Origin of the sequence: Alteromonas sp. CH_MED4-4, assembly GCF_037029575.1 — a bacterium.
Taxonomy (GTDB): domain Bacteria; phylum Pseudomonadota; class Gammaproteobacteria; order Enterobacterales; family Alteromonadaceae; genus Alteromonas; species Alteromonas macleodii.
The window spans coordinates 210,960-232,415 of sequence record NZ_JAYMEU010000001.1 but is presented as its reverse complement, the minus strand read 5'-3'; the positions used below and the strand labels follow the sequence as shown (position 1 = coordinate 232,415).

16 protein-coding genes are annotated in these 21,456 nt (G+C 45.9%); 11 read left to right on the top strand and 5 right to left on the bottom strand.

The features are described from left to right. Positions 1-54: 54 nt before the first annotated feature. From WA381_RS01015 to WA381_RS00980, 8 genes are read left to right on the top strand one after another with little or no spacing between them, the layout of a single operon-like run. Positions 55-1,209: an acyl-CoA dehydrogenase family protein gene (locus WA381_RS01015; protein WP_069944795.1), complete on the top strand. Its 1,155-nt coding sequence runs from the start codon at positions 55-57 to the stop codon at positions 1,207-1,209. 12 nt (positions 1,210-1,221) lie between these two features. After that, on the top strand, positions 1,222-2,214 hold the full coding sequence (locus WA381_RS01010) for an NAD(P)H-dependent flavin oxidoreductase (protein ID WP_069944796.1): 993 nt from the start codon (positions 1,222-1,224) through the stop codon (positions 2,212-2,214). A 3-nt stretch (positions 2,215-2,217) separates the two neighbouring features. After that, on the top strand, positions 2,218-3,831 hold the full coding sequence (locus tag WA381_RS01005) for an acyl-CoA carboxylase subunit beta (protein ID WP_069944797.1): 1,614 nt from the start codon (positions 2,218-2,220) through the stop codon (positions 3,829-3,831). Positions 3,832-3,860: 29 nt separating this feature from the next. Further along, on the top strand, positions 3,861-4,670 hold the full coding sequence (locus tag WA381_RS01000) for an enoyl-CoA hydratase/isomerase family protein (protein WP_069944798.1): 810 nt from the start codon (positions 3,861-3,863) through the stop codon (positions 4,668-4,670). A gap of 7 nt (positions 4,671-4,677) precedes the next feature. Further along, positions 4,678-6,690 carry an acetyl/propionyl/methylcrotonyl-CoA carboxylase subunit alpha gene (locus tag WA381_RS00995; protein WP_069944905.1) on the top strand — a complete coding sequence of 671 codons (2,013 nt, stop codon included), beginning with the start codon at positions 4,678-4,680 and terminating at the stop codon, positions 6,688-6,690. After that, on the top strand, positions 6,683-8,503 hold the full coding sequence (locus WA381_RS00990) for an acyclic terpene utilization AtuA family protein (protein WP_156086830.1): 1,821 nt from the start codon (positions 6,683-6,685) through the stop codon (positions 8,501-8,503). The genes WA381_RS00995 and WA381_RS00990 overlap by 8 nt, the downstream gene beginning before the upstream one ends. Beyond that, positions 8,504-9,376 (top strand): SDR family oxidoreductase, encoded by an 873-nt coding sequence (locus WA381_RS00985; protein WP_156086831.1) that lies wholly within the window; start codon positions 8,504-8,506, stop codon positions 9,374-9,376. A gap of 16 nt (positions 9,377-9,392) precedes the next feature. Further along, positions 9,393-10,979: a class I adenylate-forming enzyme family protein gene (locus WA381_RS00980; RefSeq protein ID WP_156086832.1), complete on the top strand. Its 1,587-nt coding sequence runs from the start codon at positions 9,393-9,395 to the stop codon at positions 10,977-10,979. Between the two features lie 130 nt (positions 10,980-11,109). On the opposite strand, the gene yaaA is transcribed toward WA381_RS00980, so the two are convergent. Further along, positions 11,110-11,886 (bottom strand): peroxide stress protein YaaA, encoded by a 777-nt coding sequence (gene yaaA / locus WA381_RS00975; protein WP_039218774.1) that lies wholly within the window; start codon positions 11,884-11,886, stop codon positions 11,110-11,112. Positions 11,887-12,261: 375 nt separating this feature from the next. Here yaaA and tal point away from each other — a divergent pair, with 375 nt between their 5' ends. From tal to WA381_RS00960, 3 genes are all read left to right on the top strand, one after another. Further along, entirely contained in the window at positions 12,262-13,221 is a 960-nt protein-coding gene (tal, locus tag WA381_RS00970) for a transaldolase (protein ID WP_014999319.1), read from the top strand. A gap of 14 nt (positions 13,222-13,235) precedes the next feature. Further along, positions 13,236-14,885, top strand: coding sequence for a glucose-6-phosphate isomerase (gene pgi / locus WA381_RS00965; protein WP_156086833.1), 1,650 nt, complete (start codon positions 13,236-13,238; stop codon positions 14,883-14,885). Between the two features lie 362 nt (positions 14,886-15,247). Further along, positions 15,248-15,424, top strand: coding sequence for a DUF3545 family protein (locus WA381_RS00960; RefSeq protein ID WP_012519516.1), 177 nt, complete (start codon positions 15,248-15,250; stop codon positions 15,422-15,424). A gap of 265 nt (positions 15,425-15,689) precedes the next feature. On the opposite strand, the gene ung is transcribed toward WA381_RS00960, so the two are convergent. From ung to thrA, 4 genes are all read right to left on the bottom strand, one after another. Beyond that, complete coding sequence (gene ung, locus WA381_RS00955; RefSeq protein WP_156086834.1) at positions 15,690-16,361, bottom strand: uracil-DNA glycosylase; 672 nt, start codon at positions 16,359-16,361, stop codon at positions 15,690-15,692. Then, a complete protein-coding gene (thrC, locus tag WA381_RS00950) occupies positions 16,361-17,644 on the bottom strand; it encodes a threonine synthase (protein WP_156086835.1) in 1,284 nt (427 codons plus the stop codon). The genes ung and thrC overlap by 1 nt, the downstream gene beginning before the upstream one ends. Before the next feature lie 135 nt (positions 17,645-17,779). After that, positions 17,780-18,724 carry a homoserine kinase gene (gene thrB / locus WA381_RS00945; RefSeq protein ID WP_039226291.1) on the bottom strand — a complete coding sequence of 315 codons (945 nt, stop codon included), beginning with the start codon at positions 18,722-18,724 and terminating at the stop codon, positions 17,780-17,782. Between the two features lie 170 nt (positions 18,725-18,894). Beyond that, complete coding sequence (gene thrA, locus WA381_RS00940) at positions 18,895-21,360, bottom strand: bifunctional aspartate kinase/homoserine dehydrogenase I (RefSeq protein ID WP_156086836.1); 2,466 nt, start codon at positions 21,358-21,360, stop codon at positions 18,895-18,897. Positions 21,361-21,456 lie beyond the last annotated feature (96 nt).

The following is a 21,456-nucleotide window of genomic DNA, read 5'->3' as shown; positions in this document are numbered from 1 at the left end:
ATTATTCTCACAAAATTACTATGAAGTCAGTCACAATTTCGTAGAGATAGAAAAATGCAATTTACTGAAGAGCACAATTCGCTTAGAAAAACCGTTCACGATTTTGTAAATCAAGAGATGGATCCTTTCATTGACGAATGGGAGCACGAAGGCATTGCTCCCCTTCACAGCTTGTTTAAAAAGATGGGGAATTTGGGCCTTTTAGGTATTCAAAAGCCTGAGGCTTACGGCGGCGCTGGCTTAGATTACAGTTACAACCTGGTATTTGCTGAAGAAATAGGCCGAGCGTATGGCGGTTCTATTCCTATGGCTATCGGCGTTCAAACCGATATGGCCACCCCAGCCCTGGCGCGATTTGGCAGTGATGAACTAAAACGTGAATTTTTAGCGCCCGCTATTGCCGGCGACATGGTGGCATGTATTGGAGTGAGTGAACCAGGGGCGGGATCAGATGTTGCAGGGTTGAAAACCTCAGCCCGTACAGATGGTGACGACTTCATTATTAACGGCACAAAAATGTGGATCACGAATGCCACCCAAGCAGACTGGGTTTGCCTGCTAGCAAACACAAGCGACGGGCAAGTGCATGCTAATAAATCATTAATTGTTGTACCCCTTAACACCCCAGGCATAACTATTTCGAAGCCGTTAAACAAACTGGGGATGCGCGCCAGCGACACTGGCCAAATTTTCTTCGATGATGTGCGCGTTCCAAAGCGCTTTTTAATTGGAGATGAAAACAAAGGCTTCACTATGCAAATGATGCAATTTCAAGAAGAACGCATGTATGCAGCAGCTAGTGCGCTGAAAGGAATGGAACGCATTATAAGCGACACCATCGAGTGGGCAAAAGACCGGCACACATTTGGTCAGCCTGTTATCAACAACCAAACCGTCCATTTCAAATTAGCTGAACTGCAAAGTGAAATTGAGGCTCTGCGCGCTCTAACGTGGCAGGCGTGTCAGGACCATATTGAAGGAAAAGATGCCACTTACTTGGCGTCAATAGCAAAACTAAAAAGCGGCCGACTGTGGCGACAGGTTACCGATGGCTGCCTTCAGTATTGGGGCGGTATGGGTTTTATGTGGGACAACCCTGTTGCGCGTGCATATCGCGATACCCGAATATTATCCATCGCTGGCGGTAGCGACGAAATGATGCTCGGCATTATTGCAAAGTACATGGACATTTTCCCTAAACGTAGATAGCGACGTATTTTTATGAAGAACATCGTTCAAGAAATGCTGAATAAGAATATGCGGTTACCCGTAATTTGCGCCCCCATGTTTTTAGTTTCTAGCCCAAATTTAGTGATTAACACGTGTAAAAATGGCGTGGTAGGTAGTTTTCCCGCTTTTAATACTCGCACTCAAACAGCGTTAGATGAATGGTTGACCACCATCACCGCAGCCTTAGATGAAGAAAAACAGGCTAACCCAGCAGCTAAAGTGGCGCCGTACGCTGTGAATCTGGTGGTGCACGCCTCGAACAAGCGCCTTCATGCCGACTTCGAGATAGTCAAAAAGCATAAAGTTCCGTTTGTTATCACCAGCCAAGGTAATCCTAAACCTGTTATTGATGCAGTCCATCAGTGGGGGGGCATTGTTTTTCACGACGTAATAACTGTGGCCCACGCGAGAAAAGCCATTGAAGCAGGCGCAGACGGCCTAATCTTAGTTGCCGCTGGTGCTGGCGGTCACGCAGGAGAGGTAAGCCCTTTCGCGCTTCTGCGTGAAGTGAGAGAGTTTTGGCAAGGCCCACTGGTACTTGCTGGCGCTATTAATGATGGTTACGGAATTAGAGCCGCAGAGATTTTAGGCGCTAATTACAGCTATATGGGCACACGCTTTATAGCAACGAACGAAGCCGAAGTAGACCCTGATTACAAAACCATGTTGGTTAACGCCAACGTAGACGATCTTGTGTTTACTGACACCTTCACTGGCGTCAAGTGTCACTTCTTAAAGCCCTCTATAACTCGAGCTGGCGTAGACTTGGCGTCGATTGAGGGTAAAGAAAATGTCGACTTAGACTTAGGCGGCAGTAACGCTTGGAAAGACATGTGGAGCGCAGGGCATGGCGTAAGTGGAATTCGCTCAGTGATTCCAGTACATAGCCTGATTGAACAACTTGAAGGGGAATACAATAAAGCGGCCACAACGCCATTTTTCAATCACACTGCGGAACATCAGACCGCGCACGCAGGAAGCTAAGTCATGGCCATTCTTCAGTCTAATATTGACGTTAAAAGTACATCTTATAGTAACAATTACGCCGCTATGGAAGACGCCGTTGCCGAATTTCGCACTATCGAGCAAAACGTCATTCAAAACGCGCAAGAAAAAGCACCGCGTTACGAAGAAAAAGGGCTGCTGTCACCACGCAATCGACTCGCCTTATTGCTTGACCCCAACATGCCGTTTCTTCCCCTTTCAACATTATGTGGGTATCTGCAAGAAGGCGACAAAGACGGCAGTGCCGCTGGTGGCGGAGTAATAGCCGGCATTGGTTATGTCGCTAACACTCGCAGTATTGTTATGGTTGATGACTACCTCACTAAAGGTGGCAGCATAACCGAACTTGGTAGCAAAAAGCGGCTGCGCTTGTATCACATTGCACTTCAGCAAAAATTACCGGTAATAGCGTTATCGCAAAGTGGTGGCGGCGACCTTACTTCGCTAGGTGATTGGTTTGGGTTTTCTGCAGCGGGGTTCGCTATGCAGGCTCGCTTGTCGGCCGCAGGTATTCCGCAAATAACGGTTGTGCATGGCAGTGCCACAGCAGGCGGTGCGTATCAGCCTGGACTGTCAGACTATGTAATTATGATACGCAATCAATCTACGGTGTACCTTGCAGGTCCGCCTTTATTAAAAGCCGCAACAGGAGAAATAGCCACTGACGAAGAAATAGGTGGCGCAGAGATGCACAGTGAGGTTTCTGGCGTAGCAGATTTCATTGCTCAGAGCGATGCCGATGGTATTCGCATTGCCCGTGAAGTCACGCAAATGCTGAGCTGGAATAGAGATTTTTCCGAAGCTACTACACCTAGCGATGTTGCTCCTGTTTATACTTCAGATGAGTTACTTGGCATCGTTCCTAAAGACGCCAAGACTCCATTTGATGTGCGTGAAGTCATTGCCCGTATCGCTGATAAATCGGATTTTGTTGACGTTAAACCCGAGTTTGATATGGGCACCGTGTGCGGATACATCACCATTGAAGGGCAACCGTGTGGCGTTATTGGCAACAATGCGCCTATTACTGCGAAAGGCGCAGCTAAAGCAGCACAATTTATCCAGTTGTGTGAACAAGCTGGCACTCCTTTGTTGTTTCTACACAACACCACCGGCTTCTTGGTGGGCACAGAGTCTGAACGCGCAGGCATCATAAAGCACGGCGCAAAACTCATTCAAGCAGTTACCAATGCTACTGTTCCCAAGATTAGCATCGTACTGGCAGGTTCATTCGGCGCAGGAAACTACGCCATGGCTGGACGAGGCATTGAGCCTGACTTTATGTTTTCATGGCCCCGCTCAGTCGTCGCCGTGATGGGCCCCGCCCAAGCTGGTAGTGTGCTGCGTACCGTTGCTCACGCCAAAATGATGCGAAGTGGCAGCGTAGATGAGGAAAAGCTAACCGCACTAGAACAACATACCGTCTCTGTAATGGAAGCTAAATCACGTGCCCTCGCTAATTCTGCTCGCTTGTGGGATGACGGCATTATAGATCCAAGAGATACCCGCTCGATTGTTGCTTTTGTTCTTTCTATTTGCCAGCACGCTAAAACGAAGCAACTTCACCCTACAAGCTTTGGCGTAGGCAGGCTATAGGCCTCAATTTGACTAAAGAGGACAACTGGATGCCCCACTTAGAATCAATGGTATTCAAAGAAATTACCGCACGGCTTACTGACAACGTATTGCACATTCAATTTAACCGCCCGCATAAGAAAAATGCCATGAATTTAACATTGGTTGAAGAGGTTATGCAGTGTTTTGAACGCGTTGAAGATATGAATAATTTACGGGTCGTCGTAATACAGGGAAGCCATGGCAACTTTTGCGCTGGCGGCGATATTTCTGACATGCATTTATCGTCGTTAAGTGAATCTGAACGAGAAGACACTATTTGGCACTTCAATCGTAGTTTTGGTCGCATGATTACTCAAGTAAAACACTCTGCCAAGCCAGTCATTGCTGTGGTTGAAGGCGCGGTACTTGGCGGCGGTTTTGGCTTAGCTTGTGTAGCAGATATAACCATTGCCTGTGACAGCGCCTTTTTCGCACTTCCTGAAACAGGGTTAGGTGTTATTCCCGCGCAAATAGCGCCATTTGTGGCTAGCCGCATTGGGATCGATCAAACAAAAAGATTGGCACTTACTGGTGAAAAGCTAAACGCCGAACAGGCATTGCGCTTGGGTTTAGTGCATGGCGTTTGTCAAACAAACGCCATTTCCGAACAGGTAAACAAAGAGATTGCCCGAATAAAACAATGCGCACCGCAAGCAAACTCAAATACTAAACGTTTGTTATTAGCATTAAATAACACGCCACTTGAACAGATCCTTGACGGCGCTGCTACGGCATTTGTTAAGTCGCTGACGTCTGAAGAAGGGGTGGAAGGAACCCAAGCCTTCATTCAAAAACGCAAACCTTCTTGGTGTGAGTGAACACATTATGACGCGAAATATTCAAAAAATACTCATTGCTAATCGCGGCGAAATTGCCTGTCGTATTATTCGAACCGCACATAAGCTGGGCTTTTTTACCGTTGCTATTTATAGCGAGGCTGACCGCAACGCGCTGCACGTACTGCAAGCTGATGAAGCTGTTTTCGTTGGTCCTGCCGATCCTACATCGTCGTATCTTCACAGTGAAAAAGTGATAAACGCTGCAATTGAAACACAGGCAGACGCTATTCACCCTGGGTATGGCTTTTTATCAGAAAACGCTGACTTCGCACGTGCATGTGAAGACGCTGGCTTAACCTTTATTGGCCCAAACGCAGACGCCATAGCCTTGATGGGTAGCAAGCGCTTATCAAAAATAGCCATGCTGCAGGCTAATGTTCCCTGTATTCAAGGCTATGAAGGCGGCGACCAAAGTGAGGCGGCACTCATAGAAAATGCCAAAAACATTGGCTTTCCTTTAATGGTGAAAGCCAGCGCTGGTGGTGGCGGCAAGGGTATGCGTTTAGTGCATGAAGCCAGTGATTTGGCAGCTCATATTTCTACGGCTCGATCTGAGGCCTTAAACGCATTTGGAAATGACGAACTTATTTTAGAGCGTGCGTTAATTGCGCCTCGACATATAGAAATTCAAATTTTTGCAGACGGCTGCGGCAACACGCTTTATTTAGGTGAAAGAGATTGCTCAATTCAACGCCGGCACCAAAAAGTGATTGAAGAAGCCCCGTCGCCGTTTGTGGATGAGCAATTACGCAAACGCATGGGAGAGGCCGCTGTGGCTGCTGCAAAGGCTTGTAACTACTGTGGTGCAGGCACGGTAGAATTTCTAGTTGATAGCGACAAGCAATTTTACTTTTTAGAAATGAACACGCGCTTGCAGGTAGAACACCCGGTTACAGAGTTAGTAACGGGACTAGATTTAGTTGAATGGCAACTGCGAGTAGCCTGTAAAGAATCGCTTCCCTTCACACAAGAAGACATTCAAATAAGCGGTCACGCCATAGAAGTACGCCTGTACGCTGAAGAGCCGCGCAAAAATTTCATGCCACAAACTGGGAAGGTAAAAGTATGGAAACCTGCCACGAACGCTAGAACCGACCACGGCGTTTATCAGAACATGGAAGTAAGCAGTCATTACGATCCAATGCTTGCCAAGATAATTGTTAAAGCTGAAAGCAGAGCGAGCGCGGTTAGAAAAATGGCGAGAGCGCTTCGCGAAACACAGATAATTGGAATAAATACCAATAAACACTTTTTACAAAATCTTGTGCAAAGCTCAGCGTTCTTGGGAAGCGATGTAACAACGGCATTTATTGAGCAACACGCACAACACGACGACATGAAAGGAAGCCTTTCGCCATCGTTTTCGATATTAGCGAAAGCTGCACTGCTGTTTGCGTTAACACAAAACAAACATGCCAGTGCATTGGTTTATGATAATGCATTAAATAAGCTCACACCCACTTGGCAACACACCATGGGCTTTGCTTACCCCATCATTATTACATGCAACGATGTCACCGCATCAATGACTGTTACGCCTTTCACTAATCACTATCGAATCTGCGACACAGGTACTAAAACAGAAGTAACGCTAACATTATTAGACTTAACGCCACAAAGCCTGGTAGTAGAAGCAGATAAGTTGCGAAGCACGGCCTCATACGCTGCGAACGGTAACACGCTATTTATTGACGATGGCACAGGTCACTTCATGTTTAGCTGCGTAACGCACAGCAAAGTAGATAGCCAAAAAACACAGGGCACAGCGCAAGTGAATGCAGTGATGGACGGTGTCATCGTTGCTCTTCTTGTAGAGCAAGGTGGTACCGTAAATGCGGGCGATACGGTGGCCATTATGGAAGCGATGAAAATGGAACACCCCCTTAAAGCAGCCATAAAAGGTACGGTTCACCTCTCTCCAATTACAGCTGGCGATCAGGTTAAATCTAAACAAACCATAGCCACCATACTTCAAGCCGATGAGGTCATCCATGAATAAAAATAAGGTTCGTATAGGCGGTGCTTCTGCGTTTTATGGTGACAGCCAGCTTTCTGCAAGGCAGCTAGTTGAAAAAGGTGAGATAGATTACCTTGTTTTTGATTACCTAGCCGAAGTAACAATGGCCATTTTATCGCAAGCCAAAGCAAAGAATGAAAAGCTAGGCTATGCCGTCGACTTTATCACCGTGGCCATGAGAGACGTACTGCAAGACTGTGCACAAAAAGGCATAAAAGTGATTGCAAATGCGGGGGGAGTAAACGTGCCGGCCTGTATAGAATCACTTAATGCGCTGTGTGCACAGCTCAACCTAAATTTGAATATTGTAGGCGTGTACGGTGATAACTTGCTTAACGATATGCGCAATGAAACCTTGGCTGAAACTAACACCCATGACCTTGATAATGGCAATGAATTACCCAATGCACTTGCATCGATGAATGCGTATTTAGGTGCACAGCCAATTGCCGATGCGTTAGCCACCGGTGCCGATATTGTGATTACAGGTAGAGTGGTAGACAGCGCGCTCGTGCTTGGGCCCTTAATGCATGAGTTTTCATGGAGCTATGACGATTACAACGCGCTCGCGCAAGGTTCGCTTGCAGGACATTTGCTCGAATGCGGTGCTCAGTGCACCGGGGGAAATTTTACCGATTGGGAGCAAGTGCCCGACTTTTCAGACATGAGCTACCCCATTGCCGAGGTTGAACCAAGCGGCGAGTTTACTATTGTGATCCCGCCAAACACAGGTGGGCTGGTAACAACCTTCACAGTGGCCGAGCAACTGCTGTACGAAATTGGCGACCCTGCGAATTATCTTCTACCCGATGTTTGTTGCGACTTTACCCTGGTATCTTTAGAGCAAATGCATAGCAACGCCGTGCGCGTGCATGGTGCAAAAGGCAAAGCGCCTGGTAACGACTATAAGGTATGTGCAACCTACATAGACGGCTATAAACTTACCGGCGCTTTTTTTATTGCTGGCTTTAACGCAAAACAAAAAGCACTTACCAATATTCATGCGCTAGTAGCTAGAACCGAACGCGCGCTCGAAGAAAAAGGTATGCCGCCTTTTAAAGACACCTGTATTGAAATATTAGGCAGCGAAGCAACCTTTGGCCCCCATGCTAATGCAGAACATACACGAGAGGTAATAGCCAAATTCACACTTCATCACAGTGATAGTAAAGCCCTTTATTTTTGTGCCAGTGAAATGGCGTATTTGGCTACATCGGCTGCGCCTGGTATGGCGGGATTTGGCGCCGGTCGCCCAAAGCCACAACCTCTTATTCGGGTGCACTCGTTTTTAATCAACAAAAATAAGGTTTCGGTTAGTATTCAAAAAAATGACGTCATTGTGGCGCACACTACTTACCAAACTGACGCTACTCCCATTCAATCCCAGAAAGAAGCATGTCGTCCTGAACCGACTCAAGAAGTACAGCTTGAAAATGAGCACTCAGTCTCTCTTCCATTAGTTGAGTTGGTGTGTGCCCGAAGCGGCGACAAAGGTAACAACTTAAACATTGGGGTGATCGCGCGACATCCAAAGCTCTTTCCCTTTTTAAATCGGGCTCTAACTGCTGATATGGTGAAGCAATTTTTTGCTTATTCAGTAAAAGGAAGTGTTTCTCGGTATGCCCTACCTGGCATTAACAGCTTCAATTTTTTACTCACTGATGCATTAGGAGGCGGCGGCACCGCATCTCTTCGCACTGATAGCCAGGGCAAATCAGCAGCGCAAACGTTATTAACCATGCCTATTAACGTGCCAGTGTCGTTGATCCCTTTTACCAAACACAAAGGTGAGTGAATGCCATATCAATCAACGTTAGCAGCAGGAAGTTTTTTAAAGCAAACGATTGTTATAACTGGAGGAGGCAGTGGTATAGGACGGTGTACTGCCCATGAACTTGCCTCATTAGGTGCAACCGTTATTTTGATTGGCCGAAGTGAAGATAAGCTTGTGAACACCACTGCAGAAATCAAAAGCGATGGAGGCACAGCCTGTTATTACACGCTTGATATACGTAGTGAAGATGACGTATCACACACCGTAAACGAATTGCTTGAAAAGCATAAACGCGTGCACGGGTTGGTAAACATGGCGGGCGGTCAGTTTCGCGCCCCACTCTCGCACATATCCCAAAACGGTTTTGAACGCGTTATTCAAACTAATTTAATTGGAGGCTTTCTAATGGCTAAAGCCCTATTCAGTAAGCACTTTAAAAATCATGGCGGCAATATTGTCAACATTACCGCTGACAACAAAAATGGTATGCCGGGTATGGGACATTCTGGTGCCGCCCGAGCAGGCGTTGAAAACCTCACTAAAACCGCGGCGTGGGAATGGGGGTCATTTGGCGTCAGGGTCAATGCTATTGCGCCTGGGTGGGTAGCATCGTCAGGGCTAGACACCTACCCCGAAGATATGAAACACGCTATTCAAAACCTAAAGCACGCGGTTCCGCTAGGACGAATTGCCAGCGAAGCTGAAATCGCTTCTACGGTGTGCTTTCTACTAAGCAAGGGTGCGAACTTCATCACTGGGCAAACACTATTTGTAGACGGTGGTGCCAGCATGGGGTCGGTTCCAGCACTTTTCCCTTTGCAGAACCTTCACCAGCCTGCCAGCGAAACGTGGGATGGCTTCCACAGAAGCATTACACCTAAGGTTTTGCGTTAACGACAAGGACACAAGCATGAGAACACAACAGTTAGAAAGAAACTTGGTAGAACGCGTAGCCATGGGAGATTTAATGCGCAGGCGCGCACGAGATAGCGGCAGTTTGCCTGCACTAGTCGACTTTTATCACAATGAACGCCGTACCGTAACCTATAGCGAGCTCAACAAAAAAGTTAATAAATTAGCCAATGCGCTGATGCGTGAAGGCATTAAACAAGGCGATAAGCTGGCGATGTTAGCGGTAAACCAGATAGATGTTGTTGTTACTTACTTCGCCTGCTACAAACTGGGCGTTATTGCAGTGCCTATTAACTTTATGCAAAGCGTTGCCGACGTGACCTTTAATATTGAACACAGCGGTTCCAAAGTAGTCGTTTTCGACCCTCTACTCTCAGATCTTGTGTTTGCAAGCACTAATAATAATGACGACATACATTTCACCATTCAGTTAGGCCAAGATAAGGGCAAGGCAACGTTCGCATTTGAGCCCTTTATCAAAGAGCATAGCGACACAGAAATTGAAGACAGGATAATAAACGACAGAGACACAGCCCACATGATTTACACGTCTGGGACCACCTCAAAACCCAAAGCGGTTGAAACATCTCACCTTTCACTAACCATTGCAGCACTTACTGCGGCAATAGAACTAGAACTAAGCGCACAGTGCAAAATGTTACTCGTTCTTCCGCTATTTCACTGTACCGCCCTTTCAATACTCTACCCTACGTTTTTAAGAAGTGGATGCTGTACGCTTCACGCTACATTCGATCCCATCCAAATAGCGAACAGCTTAGAAAGTGAGAAAATAGAAACGTCTGTGCTTTTACCTATGATGTGGAATGCATTAATGGCAACAGATAACTTTCACGAACGAAATCTTAGCGACTTTAAATTAGCCATTTACGGTATGGCGCCAATGAGTGAGCAGAATCGTCAGCAAATTCGCGATGCTTTTGGCTGCAAAGTCCACTTAGGCAGTGGGCAAACAGAATTTAGCCCTGTTTCTAGTTTGTTCAAAGACGGATGTGAAACTGAATTTGCAGAGGGTAACTACTGGGGTGTTCCCCTGTGTTTTAACGAGCAAGCCGTAATAAATGAGGAAGGTGTAGAAGTGGAACAGGGCGAAACAGGTGAAATAGTGTGGCGAGGCCCGCAAGTTATGAATGGATATTATAAAAATAAAGACGCCAGCAAAGCCGCATATAAATTTGGTTGGCACCACACGGGTGACTTAGGATTTATCGATAGTAAAGGCCAACTAATGTTTATCGATAGGGTAAAAGATACCATTAAGTCTGGAGGAGAAAATGTGTCATCTCAAAAAGTAGAGCAAACGCTTTGCTTAATGAAAGAAATAGAAGCTGCAGCTGCTATAGGAGTGCCTCATCCTCACTGGGGTGAAGCGGTTTGCGCATGCATAGTGGGTAATGACTTAACACAAGAGATGTTGCCAGCCATCAATGCATTTTGTAAGGAGAAGCTTGGCAAGTTTGAAGTACCCAAACATATATTTATTTGCGACGCACTACCTATGACAAGTACAGGGAAAATTCGCAAAGTAGAGCTAAGAGAACAATACAAGAACTTTTTTATGCAGTGAGTAAACTAAAAGTGGGTATTCCATAATGATGGTTTACCCACTTCAGCACGCTCACAAGAAAAAAAGAGAGGCCATTGCTTTAAGAGACAATAGGCAAGCTTGCTTACACCCCCTATTTCTGGGTTTTCTCTTAACTTTCTTGGTTACGCAGAAACACAAGTTCCGTTGATGAGCTTTGTTCTTCGCTAAACACATAGCCATCTACGTCGAAGTTTTTCAGACCTTCTACGTCTTCTACACGGTTTTCAATAATATAACGCGCCATTAAACCACGGGCTTTCTTCGCAAAGAAACTGATAATTTTATACTGACCATTCTTGCAGTCTTTAAACGTTGGCGTAATGATCATGCCGTCTAACGACTTCTTCTTCACCGCTTTAAAGTACTCATTCGAAGCAAGGTTAATCAACACGTTATCACCCTGCGCTTCTAATGCCTTATTAAGCATATAGGTAATGCGATCGTCCCAAAACGCATACAGGTCTTTGCCTTCTGGGTTTGCTAATTTTGTGCCCATTTCTAAACGATAGGCCTGCATTAAGTCTAGTGGACGAAGTAGTCCATATAGGCCAGACAAAATACGAAGGTGTTGTTGCGCATATTCGACCGTTTCGCTATCAAGCGAGTAGGCATCTAACCCTGTGTACACGTCGCCATTGAACGCATACATTGCTTGGCGTGCATTATCGGGAGTAAACGGTGTAGAGAACTCAGCAAAACGGTTGGCGTTCAACGTTGCTAACTTGTCGCTTATTTTCATCAGCGATGATAGGTCAGCCGGAGATAAAGTGCGGCAAACTTCCATCAAACGTTCAGTGTCTTCAAGCATGGCAGGCTGAGTGAACTGGCTCACAGGAATTTCGCTTTCAAAATCTAAATTTTTTGCTGGGGATACTACAACTAACATTTCGACTCCTTAATTTTTACGCCCTTATTGTACCACCTGATACGCTTCAAAAAGCAAAATGGCATAAGAAAGACGTAAATTGGCTTAACAGAGAAATCCGATTAGCCATTTTGTCGCTATTCAATGTATGAATTGTCACACGGGTTTGATATAAATAGCGTTACAAATAATTATTCAAACAATAATTGAGATACACCCTCCGTGAACGTACCTCAATTACCAAAGCGCTGCATGTACCAGTACTTATTAAAGAACTAAGAACTGGTAAAAAAGAACGTAAGCGCGAAGCCCTACACACGCGCAAGCGAACCGTTTTATTCAACTGGCTTTTCCAGCGAGTTGTCACATTTATTTTGATAAAGAACAGAGAGAATTATGAGCAATCAGTTAGCTTCATTACGTGATATCACTACCGTTGTTGCCGACACGGGCGACATCGATGCCATTAAAAAGTATCAACCAGTCGATGCCACAACTAACCCGTCGCTACTTTTAAAAGCGGCTGGTCTTCCTCAATATGCAAGCCTAATTGATGATGCTGTAGCATGGGCAAAACTTCAGTCAAACGACGCTGACCAGCAGCTTACCGATGCAGCAGACAAACTAGCGGTAGCCATTGGTAAAGAAATCTCTGCAACGATTCCAGGCCGAATCTCAACTGAAGTAGACGCACGCCTTTCGTTCGACACTGCCGCCACTATCGAAAAAGCGGAACGTTTGGTTCAGCTATATGAAGACGCGGGTATCGATAAGTCACGCATTCTTATTAAAATTGCCTCTACTTGGGAAGGTATTCAGGCAGCAGAAGAGCTAGAGAAGAAAGGCATTCAGTGTAACTTAACGCTTCTATTTAGCTTCGCCCAAGCACAAGCTTGTGCAGAGGCCGGTGTTTATCTTATCTCTCCATTTGTAGGGCGCATTTTAGACTGGTACAAAAAAGCGACCGGTACTGAGTCTTACGCACCAGATGAAGATCCAGGCGTAGTATCTGTAACTAAAATTTACAACTACTACAAAGACCACGGCTACAATACTGTAGTGATGGGCGCAAGCTTCCGTAACATTGGTGAAATTCAAGCGTTGGCAGGTTGTGATCGTCTAACCATTAGCCCAGCACTGCTAGAAGAACTGGCAAACGAGCCTGGCGAACTAGAAGTTAAACTGAAAGACAATGGCGCTACAAAAACACCAGGTGACCGCTTAACAGAAAGCGAATTCCGCTGGGCAATGAACGAAGATGCAATGGCAACCGAAAAGCTGTCTGAAGGCATCCGCAACTTCGCCGCAGATCAGGAAAAACTTGAAACCATGCTTCGCGAAAAACTAAGCGCGTAAGGGCTATTGAAACAATGAGTGTTTTAACTTCTCTTCCTGAATGGAAAAAACTGTCTGAACTTGCTTCAGCGGTAAAAGATGCGCACATGCGCGACTGGTTTGCACAAGATGCAAATCGCGCGAACAAGATGCAGCTTGAAGCCTGCGGTATTTTTCTTGATTACTCGAAAAACCGTGTAAATGATGACGCGCTTAAAGGACTTTTCGACCTTGCTCGAGCATGCAAACTAGAAGCCCTTCGCGACGCGATGTTTTCTGGTGAGCAGATTAACTCAACAGAAGGTCGCGCTGTGCTTCACACCGCACTTCGTAATTTCTCAGACCGTAAAGTACTGGTAGATGGCGAAGACGTAATGCCTGAAGTGCATGCTACGCTTGCAAAAATTGAAGCGTTTACCGCATCGGTTCACAGCGGTGAACACAAAGGTTATACCGGCAAGCCTATCAAGCACATTGTGGCAATTGGTATTGGTGGTTCGTTCCTTGGTCCTAAGATTATGACCGAGGCACTTAAGCCGCATACCGTTGATGCCGTGAAAGTTCACTTTGTTGCCAACGTTGATGGTTGCCACATTCACGATGTGCTATCTAGCGTAGATTTTGAAGAAACTTTGGTGGTCATGTCGTCAAAGTCTTTCTCTACCCAAGAGACGCTTCAAAATACACTTACGGCTAAAGACTGGTTCTTAAAGTCTGGCGGTACACAAGAAGATATTGCTAAACACTTTGTAGCCGTGTCTTCAAACGTTAAAGCAGCCACCGATTTTGGTATTAGCGCCGACAATATTTTCCCTATGTGGGATTGGGTAGGCGGTCGTTACTCACTGTGGTCTGCCATTGGCCTGCCTATCTCGCTAGCCCTTGGGTTTGAAAACTTCAAAGGCTTACTTGAAGGTGCGTTTGACATGGACACCCATTTCACAACCGCACCGCTAGAAGAAAACATGCCTGTTCTACTTGCACTGTTAGGCGTATGGTACAGAAACTTTTTCGATGCACAGTCTCATGTGTTGCTGCCTTATTACCACTATCTTCGCGGCTTACCAGCTTACGTACAGCAGTTAGATATGGAAAGTAATGGTAAAGAAGTGACGCAAGAAGGTGAGCACGTAGATTACCCTACTGGCCCAATTATTTGGGGCAGTGAAGGTACAAACGGCCAGCATAGCTTCCATCAGCTTATTCACCAAGGTTCTGGCGTTATCCCAGCAGACTTCATGTTGCCACTTAACGTTCCTAACCAGGACGACACGCATCACGCTATGCTTGCGTCTAACTGTTTTGGTCAAACCCAGGCACTAATGCAGGGTAAAACCTTTGAAGAGTGTTATGCAGACCTTGACGGTAAAGGCCTAGACGACGCTGAACGCAAACGCTTGGCCGCTCATAAAACCATGCCTGGCAACAAGCCTAGCAATACTTTCTTGTTTGATAGCCTTACGCCTAAAACACTTGGCGCGCTGGTTGCAATGTATGAACATAAGGTATTCGTTCAGGGTGTTATCTGGAACCTTAACTCATTCGACCAATGGGGCGTAGAGTTAGGTAAAGTACTAGGAAACCAAGTACTTGCAGGCATTCAAGGCGAGGCAGACAAAGATAATTTCGACGCTTCAACACAACAATTGATTGCCAAATTCAGAGCAGCGAATGCACCAAAATAAGGAATGCGAGGTGATTTAAAATCACCCAATTGGTGCAAATAACAAACTGAACGGCTAGCTTTTTCGGAAGCTAGCCGTTTTTTGTTGCGGTTTTCATCGACAATACGACAGACATTTTTGATGTCCGTAACACTGTGCAATTGATTACTAACAAAACAAATAGGATCAATTACATACAGTTATTGTTCACGCTTTAAACACACTGGACATTTCCTTACCGTTGTCATCATATCGTCACAATTTGTTAATAAAAGGTAAATTAAACTATTTTATTTTAGTGGCGGCTGTGATACAAAATTGTACAGAGGGAATTAAAAACAAGAACTCTGTATTAGTTGTAGTGGTATAAAAAGGAGATCCCAGTGGATAAATCAGATCTATTTGCCATGTTAGACATCGAAGCAAGCCCAGCAAAAACCAAAAGCAAAAAACGTAAGTGGAGAGAAATCGAAGCGCTACAAGATCGCTACAAATTAGAAAAAGAACTGGCCGAACTCGACTGTGGTTTCGAGTACGAGCTAGAGACACTGGAAAGATAAAACGAAGGCCGCCTGTTAAACAGGCGGCCTTTTTACTTTCTAGCGTGCTGTAAATGCTTCACTTGCAAGCATGGTGTCTCTTCGCTGGCTCTATGTAATAGCGTAATAGCTAAGGAATATGCTTTGTGCCTAATTGCGGCCAGACTGCATGACACCGCATAACATGGTCTCATAGCTATTTAGGCATTTATATAGTGAGCCATTGATAGGGCACTGAATAAGACAACCACACTTACTGTGTGGCTAGCTGCCATTTCTGCCAGTACTATACCTGCCAATTAATGGGTTCTTTGCCCTTAGCAATAAGGTATTCGTTTGTTTGGCTGAAGTGTTTGCAACCTAAAAAGCCTCTGTGTGCTGAGAGTGGCGACGGATGAGGCGCATGTAAAACGTGGTGTTTTTCACGGTTAATGTGCTTACCTTTCTTTTGCGCATGGCTTCCCCACAGAAGAAACACAACGTTTTGGCAGTGCTCATTGACCACATCGATAACCTTATCGGTGAAGGTTTCCCATCCCCATTTCGCGTGGCTATGTGCTTTGCCCTGCTCAACGGTCAATACAGTATTAAGTAGCAATACGCCCTGCTCCGCCCACGACGTCAGCGTGCCGTGATTAGGCTCGGTGAAACCATCAATGTCAGACAACAGCTCTTTGTACATATTTTTAAGCGATGGCGGTGTTTTAACGCCAGCTTTTACTGAAAAACAAAGTCCATGGGCTTGATTAGGACCGTGGTACGGATCTTGACCTAAGATCACGACTTTTACTTCGTCTAGCGGCGTGTATTTAAGCGCATTGAATACGTCAGACTGAGGCGGGTAGATAACGCTTCCCGCTTCACGAGCGTGCTTCACGCGCTCAAGCAACGTAACAAAATAGTCTTTTTGCTTTTCGTCACTAAGCGCGCTTTGCCATGTTGTAGCCGAGGGTGTCATTACTTAAGCAAATCCATCATATGCTGCTTAAGTGCCTCGTAAGACGCTGGCAAGTCTACCGCTAAGCTGTCTTCGCCTGCTACATCGGCCAACGCTTTCGGTAAGCTGATTGGATTACCTAGCACGTTTTCAACGGTTTCTCTGAACTTAGCCGGGTGCGCTGTTCCTAAGAACAAACCAATTTCGCCGTCTTCTAAGTCGTGACTTACTGCGCGATAGGCAATCGCGGCATGTGGCTCGCTGGTATAGCCTTGTTGCGCTAATTGACGCATAGCAAGCTGCGTATATTCTTCGTCAACCATCTCACCTTTAAGACACGCTTTGTCGATATAGCCACGCTCAATAAGCGCCTCTATTCGCGGCCAATTATTAGGCTGACTTACATCCATTGCGTTAGACATGGTCGCAACCGTCGCCTTAGGTTCCCACTCGCCGGTTTTAAGGTAGCGAGGTACCGTGTCGTTTAAGTTAGTTGCTGCGATAAAACGCTTTATAGGTAAACCTAACGATTTAGCAATCATGCCAGCCGTAAGGTTACCAAAGTTACCACTAGGTACTGAAATAACGAGTTGATCTCGTTTCTCTTTTGGCAGCTGACTTACCGCTTCAAAGTAATAGCAAACCTGTGCCAATAAACGGCTTATGTTGATTGAGTTTGCTGAGTTCAGGTGAAGGCCTTCACGTACGTCAGGGTCGTCAAACGCGGTTTTTACGAGTGATTGGCATGCGTCAAAGTCTGACTCAACAGCAACGGTATGAATATTACCGCCTAGCGTAGTGAATAGCTTTTCCTGCAGCGCGCTAATCTTGCCCTTTGGAAACAAAATAACCACGTTGATATTGTCGATGCCGTGAAATGCATGTGCAACCGCTGCGCCGGTATCACCTGAAGTCGCTGTTAGAATGGTAACTGGCTTCCCTTCGCTAATACGCGACAGGGTTTGCGCCATAAAGCGGCCGCCAAAATCTTTAAACGCCAGCGTTGGACCATGGAAAAGCTCTAAGCAGTATACGTTATCGTTGACCTGCTCAACTGGTGCACCAAAAGCAAATGCGGTCTGAACAATTTCTTCTAGCTCGCCATTATTCAGCTCATCGCCGATAAGGGCGCGAAGTACTTCAATACTGCGCTCTACAAATGGCTTTTCCAACAATTCGTCAATATTGTCTAGGGTAGGAATATGCTTTGGAAAATAAAGCCCTTGGTTTTTACCTAAGCCCCGCTTAACGGCTTCAGCAAAATTTGCTGTGTCCGATGAATCTTTTAAATTTACCAATTCCACTTGCTGTTACCTTTTTATGTGGGCAAGTACTCTGCCCTTTTAATCTTTTAAAAAATTATTGTGCTTTTAGGAAATCATTTGCCTTTAAGAAACCATGTACTTTAAGAAACTATGTACCTTAAAAAGCTATGTACCTTAAGAAACAATGGTGCCTTGGCTTGGTATTTGGCACACATGGCTAAAGCCATCTTCATTTTGAATGTAGTTCTCTGTTAAATAGGCGGCGACTTTTTCCGCCTGCGCTTTACTTGGACACACGGCAAAAACCGTAGGTCCCGAGCCAGAAATACCAAAAGCGAGCGCACCCGCTTGCTCACTAAACGCACGAGCGTCATCAAAGCCAGGCAGTAGCGATTTTCTGTAAGGTTCGGCTATGACATCGTTCATTACCGATGCTGCCAAATCAAAGTTACCTACATGTAAGGCGTGTACAAACACACCTAGCTGTCGACCAAAGGTTAGTGCCGTCGCCATTTCCACCTGTTTAGGTAAGATATCGCGAGCCGCCGCCGTTGATACGCTAATACCTGAATAACAGACGGCATAGTACCATTCGTCGTTTAAAGGCAACGAAAGCGTGACCGGCGCATCGCTACCTGTCATTAACGTCATACCACCTAAGTAACAGGGAGCAACATTATCATAGTGAATACTACCGCTTATTTGGCCTTCTAATTCGCCCATCATTATAAGCAGAGTATCTTCATCGAACGGGGTGTCGAAGTAAGCATTTAGCGCTGCAAACGCAGCCACAATAGAGCTTGCGCTTGAACCCAACCCGCTGCCTATTGGAAGGTTTTTATGAAGCGTAAGCGCAACAGGAGAGGTTGTTTTTCCAGCCTTTTCCATTTGCTCACAGAAATAGTGATAGCACTTGGTTACAATATTACTGTCTGCATCGCCCGGAAGTTTGTGAGCAAAGCGCCCCACCGTTTCTAATGAAAATGACTCAGCCGCCTTTATTTCAACTTCATCACCTAGCTTAGTGCCATCAATGGGCGCAAGCGCTGCGCCCAGTACGTCAAAGCCTAAGCTCACATTTCCTATTGATGCCGGCGCGAAGGCCGTGAATGCTTTCATATTATTACTCTTACTTCGCTTGTGGCGTGCTCTTTATATTAGCGCTTCAAATTAGCTCAATAAATTAGCGCTTTAAATCGATGCCACAACATTACTGGCCTAAGTCACACCTTCGAATATCTTACTTTAGCCGCCTATCTACGCTAAGCAAGCTAAGCGTTATTTAGCCCTTAGTGCGCCATTTGCTTCCACGGCATAGTACGCAGAATGTCAGCAAACACCCCTGCTGCTGTTACCGTACCACCTGCTCCATATCCTCTAATTACATAAGGGATTGGGCTATAGTAGTCACTGTTAATCGCCAGCGCGTTTTCACCGTCTTTTACCTGCGAAAGAGGGTTACTTGCCGGTACAGCCTGAATGCTTACTTTGCATTTTCCGTCTTCAATGCTGCCGATATAACGAAGTACTTTACCTTCTGCTTTAGCCGCTTCAACCTTTTCACCAAACGACGCATCTAACTCTGGCAGCTGCTGCATAAACTCGTCAATTGAACAATCTTCGGCAAAACCTTTTGGCAGTACAGACTCAATTTCAATGTCAGATAGTTCTAACGCTAAATCAGCTTCACGAGCCATGATAAGCAGCTTGCGCGCTACGTCCATGCCGCTTAAGTCATCGCGCGGATCAGGCTCTGTGAAGCCGTTGTCTTTGGCTGTTTGTGTCGCTTGCGACAGGCTCATGCCCTCTTCAAGTTTGCCAAATACATAAGACAAACTGCCCGATAGAATTCCTTCAAAGCGGTGTAAGGTGTCGCCGGCGCTGAATAGCTTTTGCAAGTTATCAATAACCGGTAGCCCTGCGCCGACAGTGGTTTCGTAAAGGTACTGACGATTTGTCGATTGCGCGGTCTTGCGAAGCTTGCGGTAGTAAGACATAGCGCTCGTATTCGCCTTTTTATTTGGCGTTACCACGTGAAAACCGCTTTCCATCATATCTACATATTGCTCTGCAATCGCTTCGTGACTAGTACAGTCAACAATCACCGGGTTTACCAGACTATTGTCGTTAGCGAACTGATGCAGGCGCTCTACGCTTAATCCTTCGCTTGCCGATTCAAGTGCCGCTTTCCAGTCACCGCTTAAATCAATACCTTGACTGTTTAACAGCAGTTTCCGGCTATTTGCAATGCCATAAACTCTCAGCTGAACATTGCGTTTTAACAATGCAGGCTGTTGTTTTTCAATTTGACCTAGCAGTTCGGTTCCCACATTGCCACACCCTACTAGGAATACGTCGATGGTATGGCGGTCAGAGAAAAAATTCTGGTGAATGACTTTTACCGCTTTCTTAGCACGCTTACTTTCAATTACCGTTGAAATAGAGCGCTCTGAAGAGCCTTGAGCAATAGCTACGTTGTTTACCCGCGCTTGGGCAAGCGAGTTAAAGAAACGCGCTGCCAAGCCTTTGGTTTGACGCATACCGTCACCAACCAAAGTAACAATGGCTAGGTCATGACGCACTTCAATGGGGTCTAGCAATTGATTTTGAAGCTCTAGCGCGAATGCATCTTCAAGAAGCGTTAACGCTCGACTGGCGTCTTTGCTTTGGATACAGAAACTGATTGAGTATTCTGAAGAAGACTGGGTAATAAGGCTTATTGAAATATTGGCGTTCGACATCACCTCAAACACACGACTTGCCATACCAACCATGCCTTTAAGGCCAGGGCCTGCAACGTTAAACATGGTGACGTTATCAAGCTGTGAAATACCTTTAACTGACGTCCACACCTCGCTTTTTTCATTGCTGATTAGCGTACCTGGCGCAGCTGGGTTTAGTGTGTTTCTGATCAAACAAGGGATGTGGTGTTGGGCAATAGGACCGATAGTTTTCGGATGAAGTACCTTGGCACCGAAATAAGACAGCTCCATCGCTTCTTGATAGGTAAGCTTGTCTAACAGCACTGCCCCTTCAACTTGGTTCGGGTCAGCGTTATAAACACCATCTACGTCTGTCCAAATTTCACAGCAATTTGCGTCTATACACGCCGCTAAAATGGCCGCTGAATAGTCTGAGCCGTTACGCCCAAGCGTGACTTTGTCGCCCGCTTCGTTAGCAGCAACAAACCCCGGCATGACCAGAAATTCACTGCCGTCAGTAGGCACATCTGAAAAGCGCGCTTTACTAAGCGACACATCGGCAATGCTGTCTAGGTAATCGCCTTCGGCCAGCACATACTTAACCGGGTCAATAACGCGATTAGCGATACCTTTGGCAGATAGCATAGCGCTAAAAAGCGTCACCGAGATGTACTCACCAATACTTAGAATACCGGCAGCGACATTATCAGGTGCAACACCAAGCAGCTTAATACCTTCAAGGTGCTGTTTTAATACGGAAAGGTGACTATTAATGAATTCTACCACGCTTGCATGTGCAAACCCGTCGAGTTCTTCGTTTAGGTTGTTGGCGATGCCGGTAACCGTGTCGTTCAACTTATTGAATAACGGCTGGAAATCTTCACCCGCGGCTGCTTGTTCACATAGTAGTGAAAGCGCGTTCGTTACCCCCTTTGGGGCAGAGAGTACAACCGCAGCACCGTCGGTTTGGTGGGTTGCCGTGCTAATTTCCATAACGCGCATGTATCGCGGTGCATCGGCTAGAGAAGAACCCCCAAACTTTAAGACTTTCATATGCTGCTCCTTAAGGTTACGCATGCTAAAACGTGTGTAAAAAAAAGCCCGCTCTGTGTTAGGCGGGCTTTCGTTGTCTTTTGCTTACTTGCACTA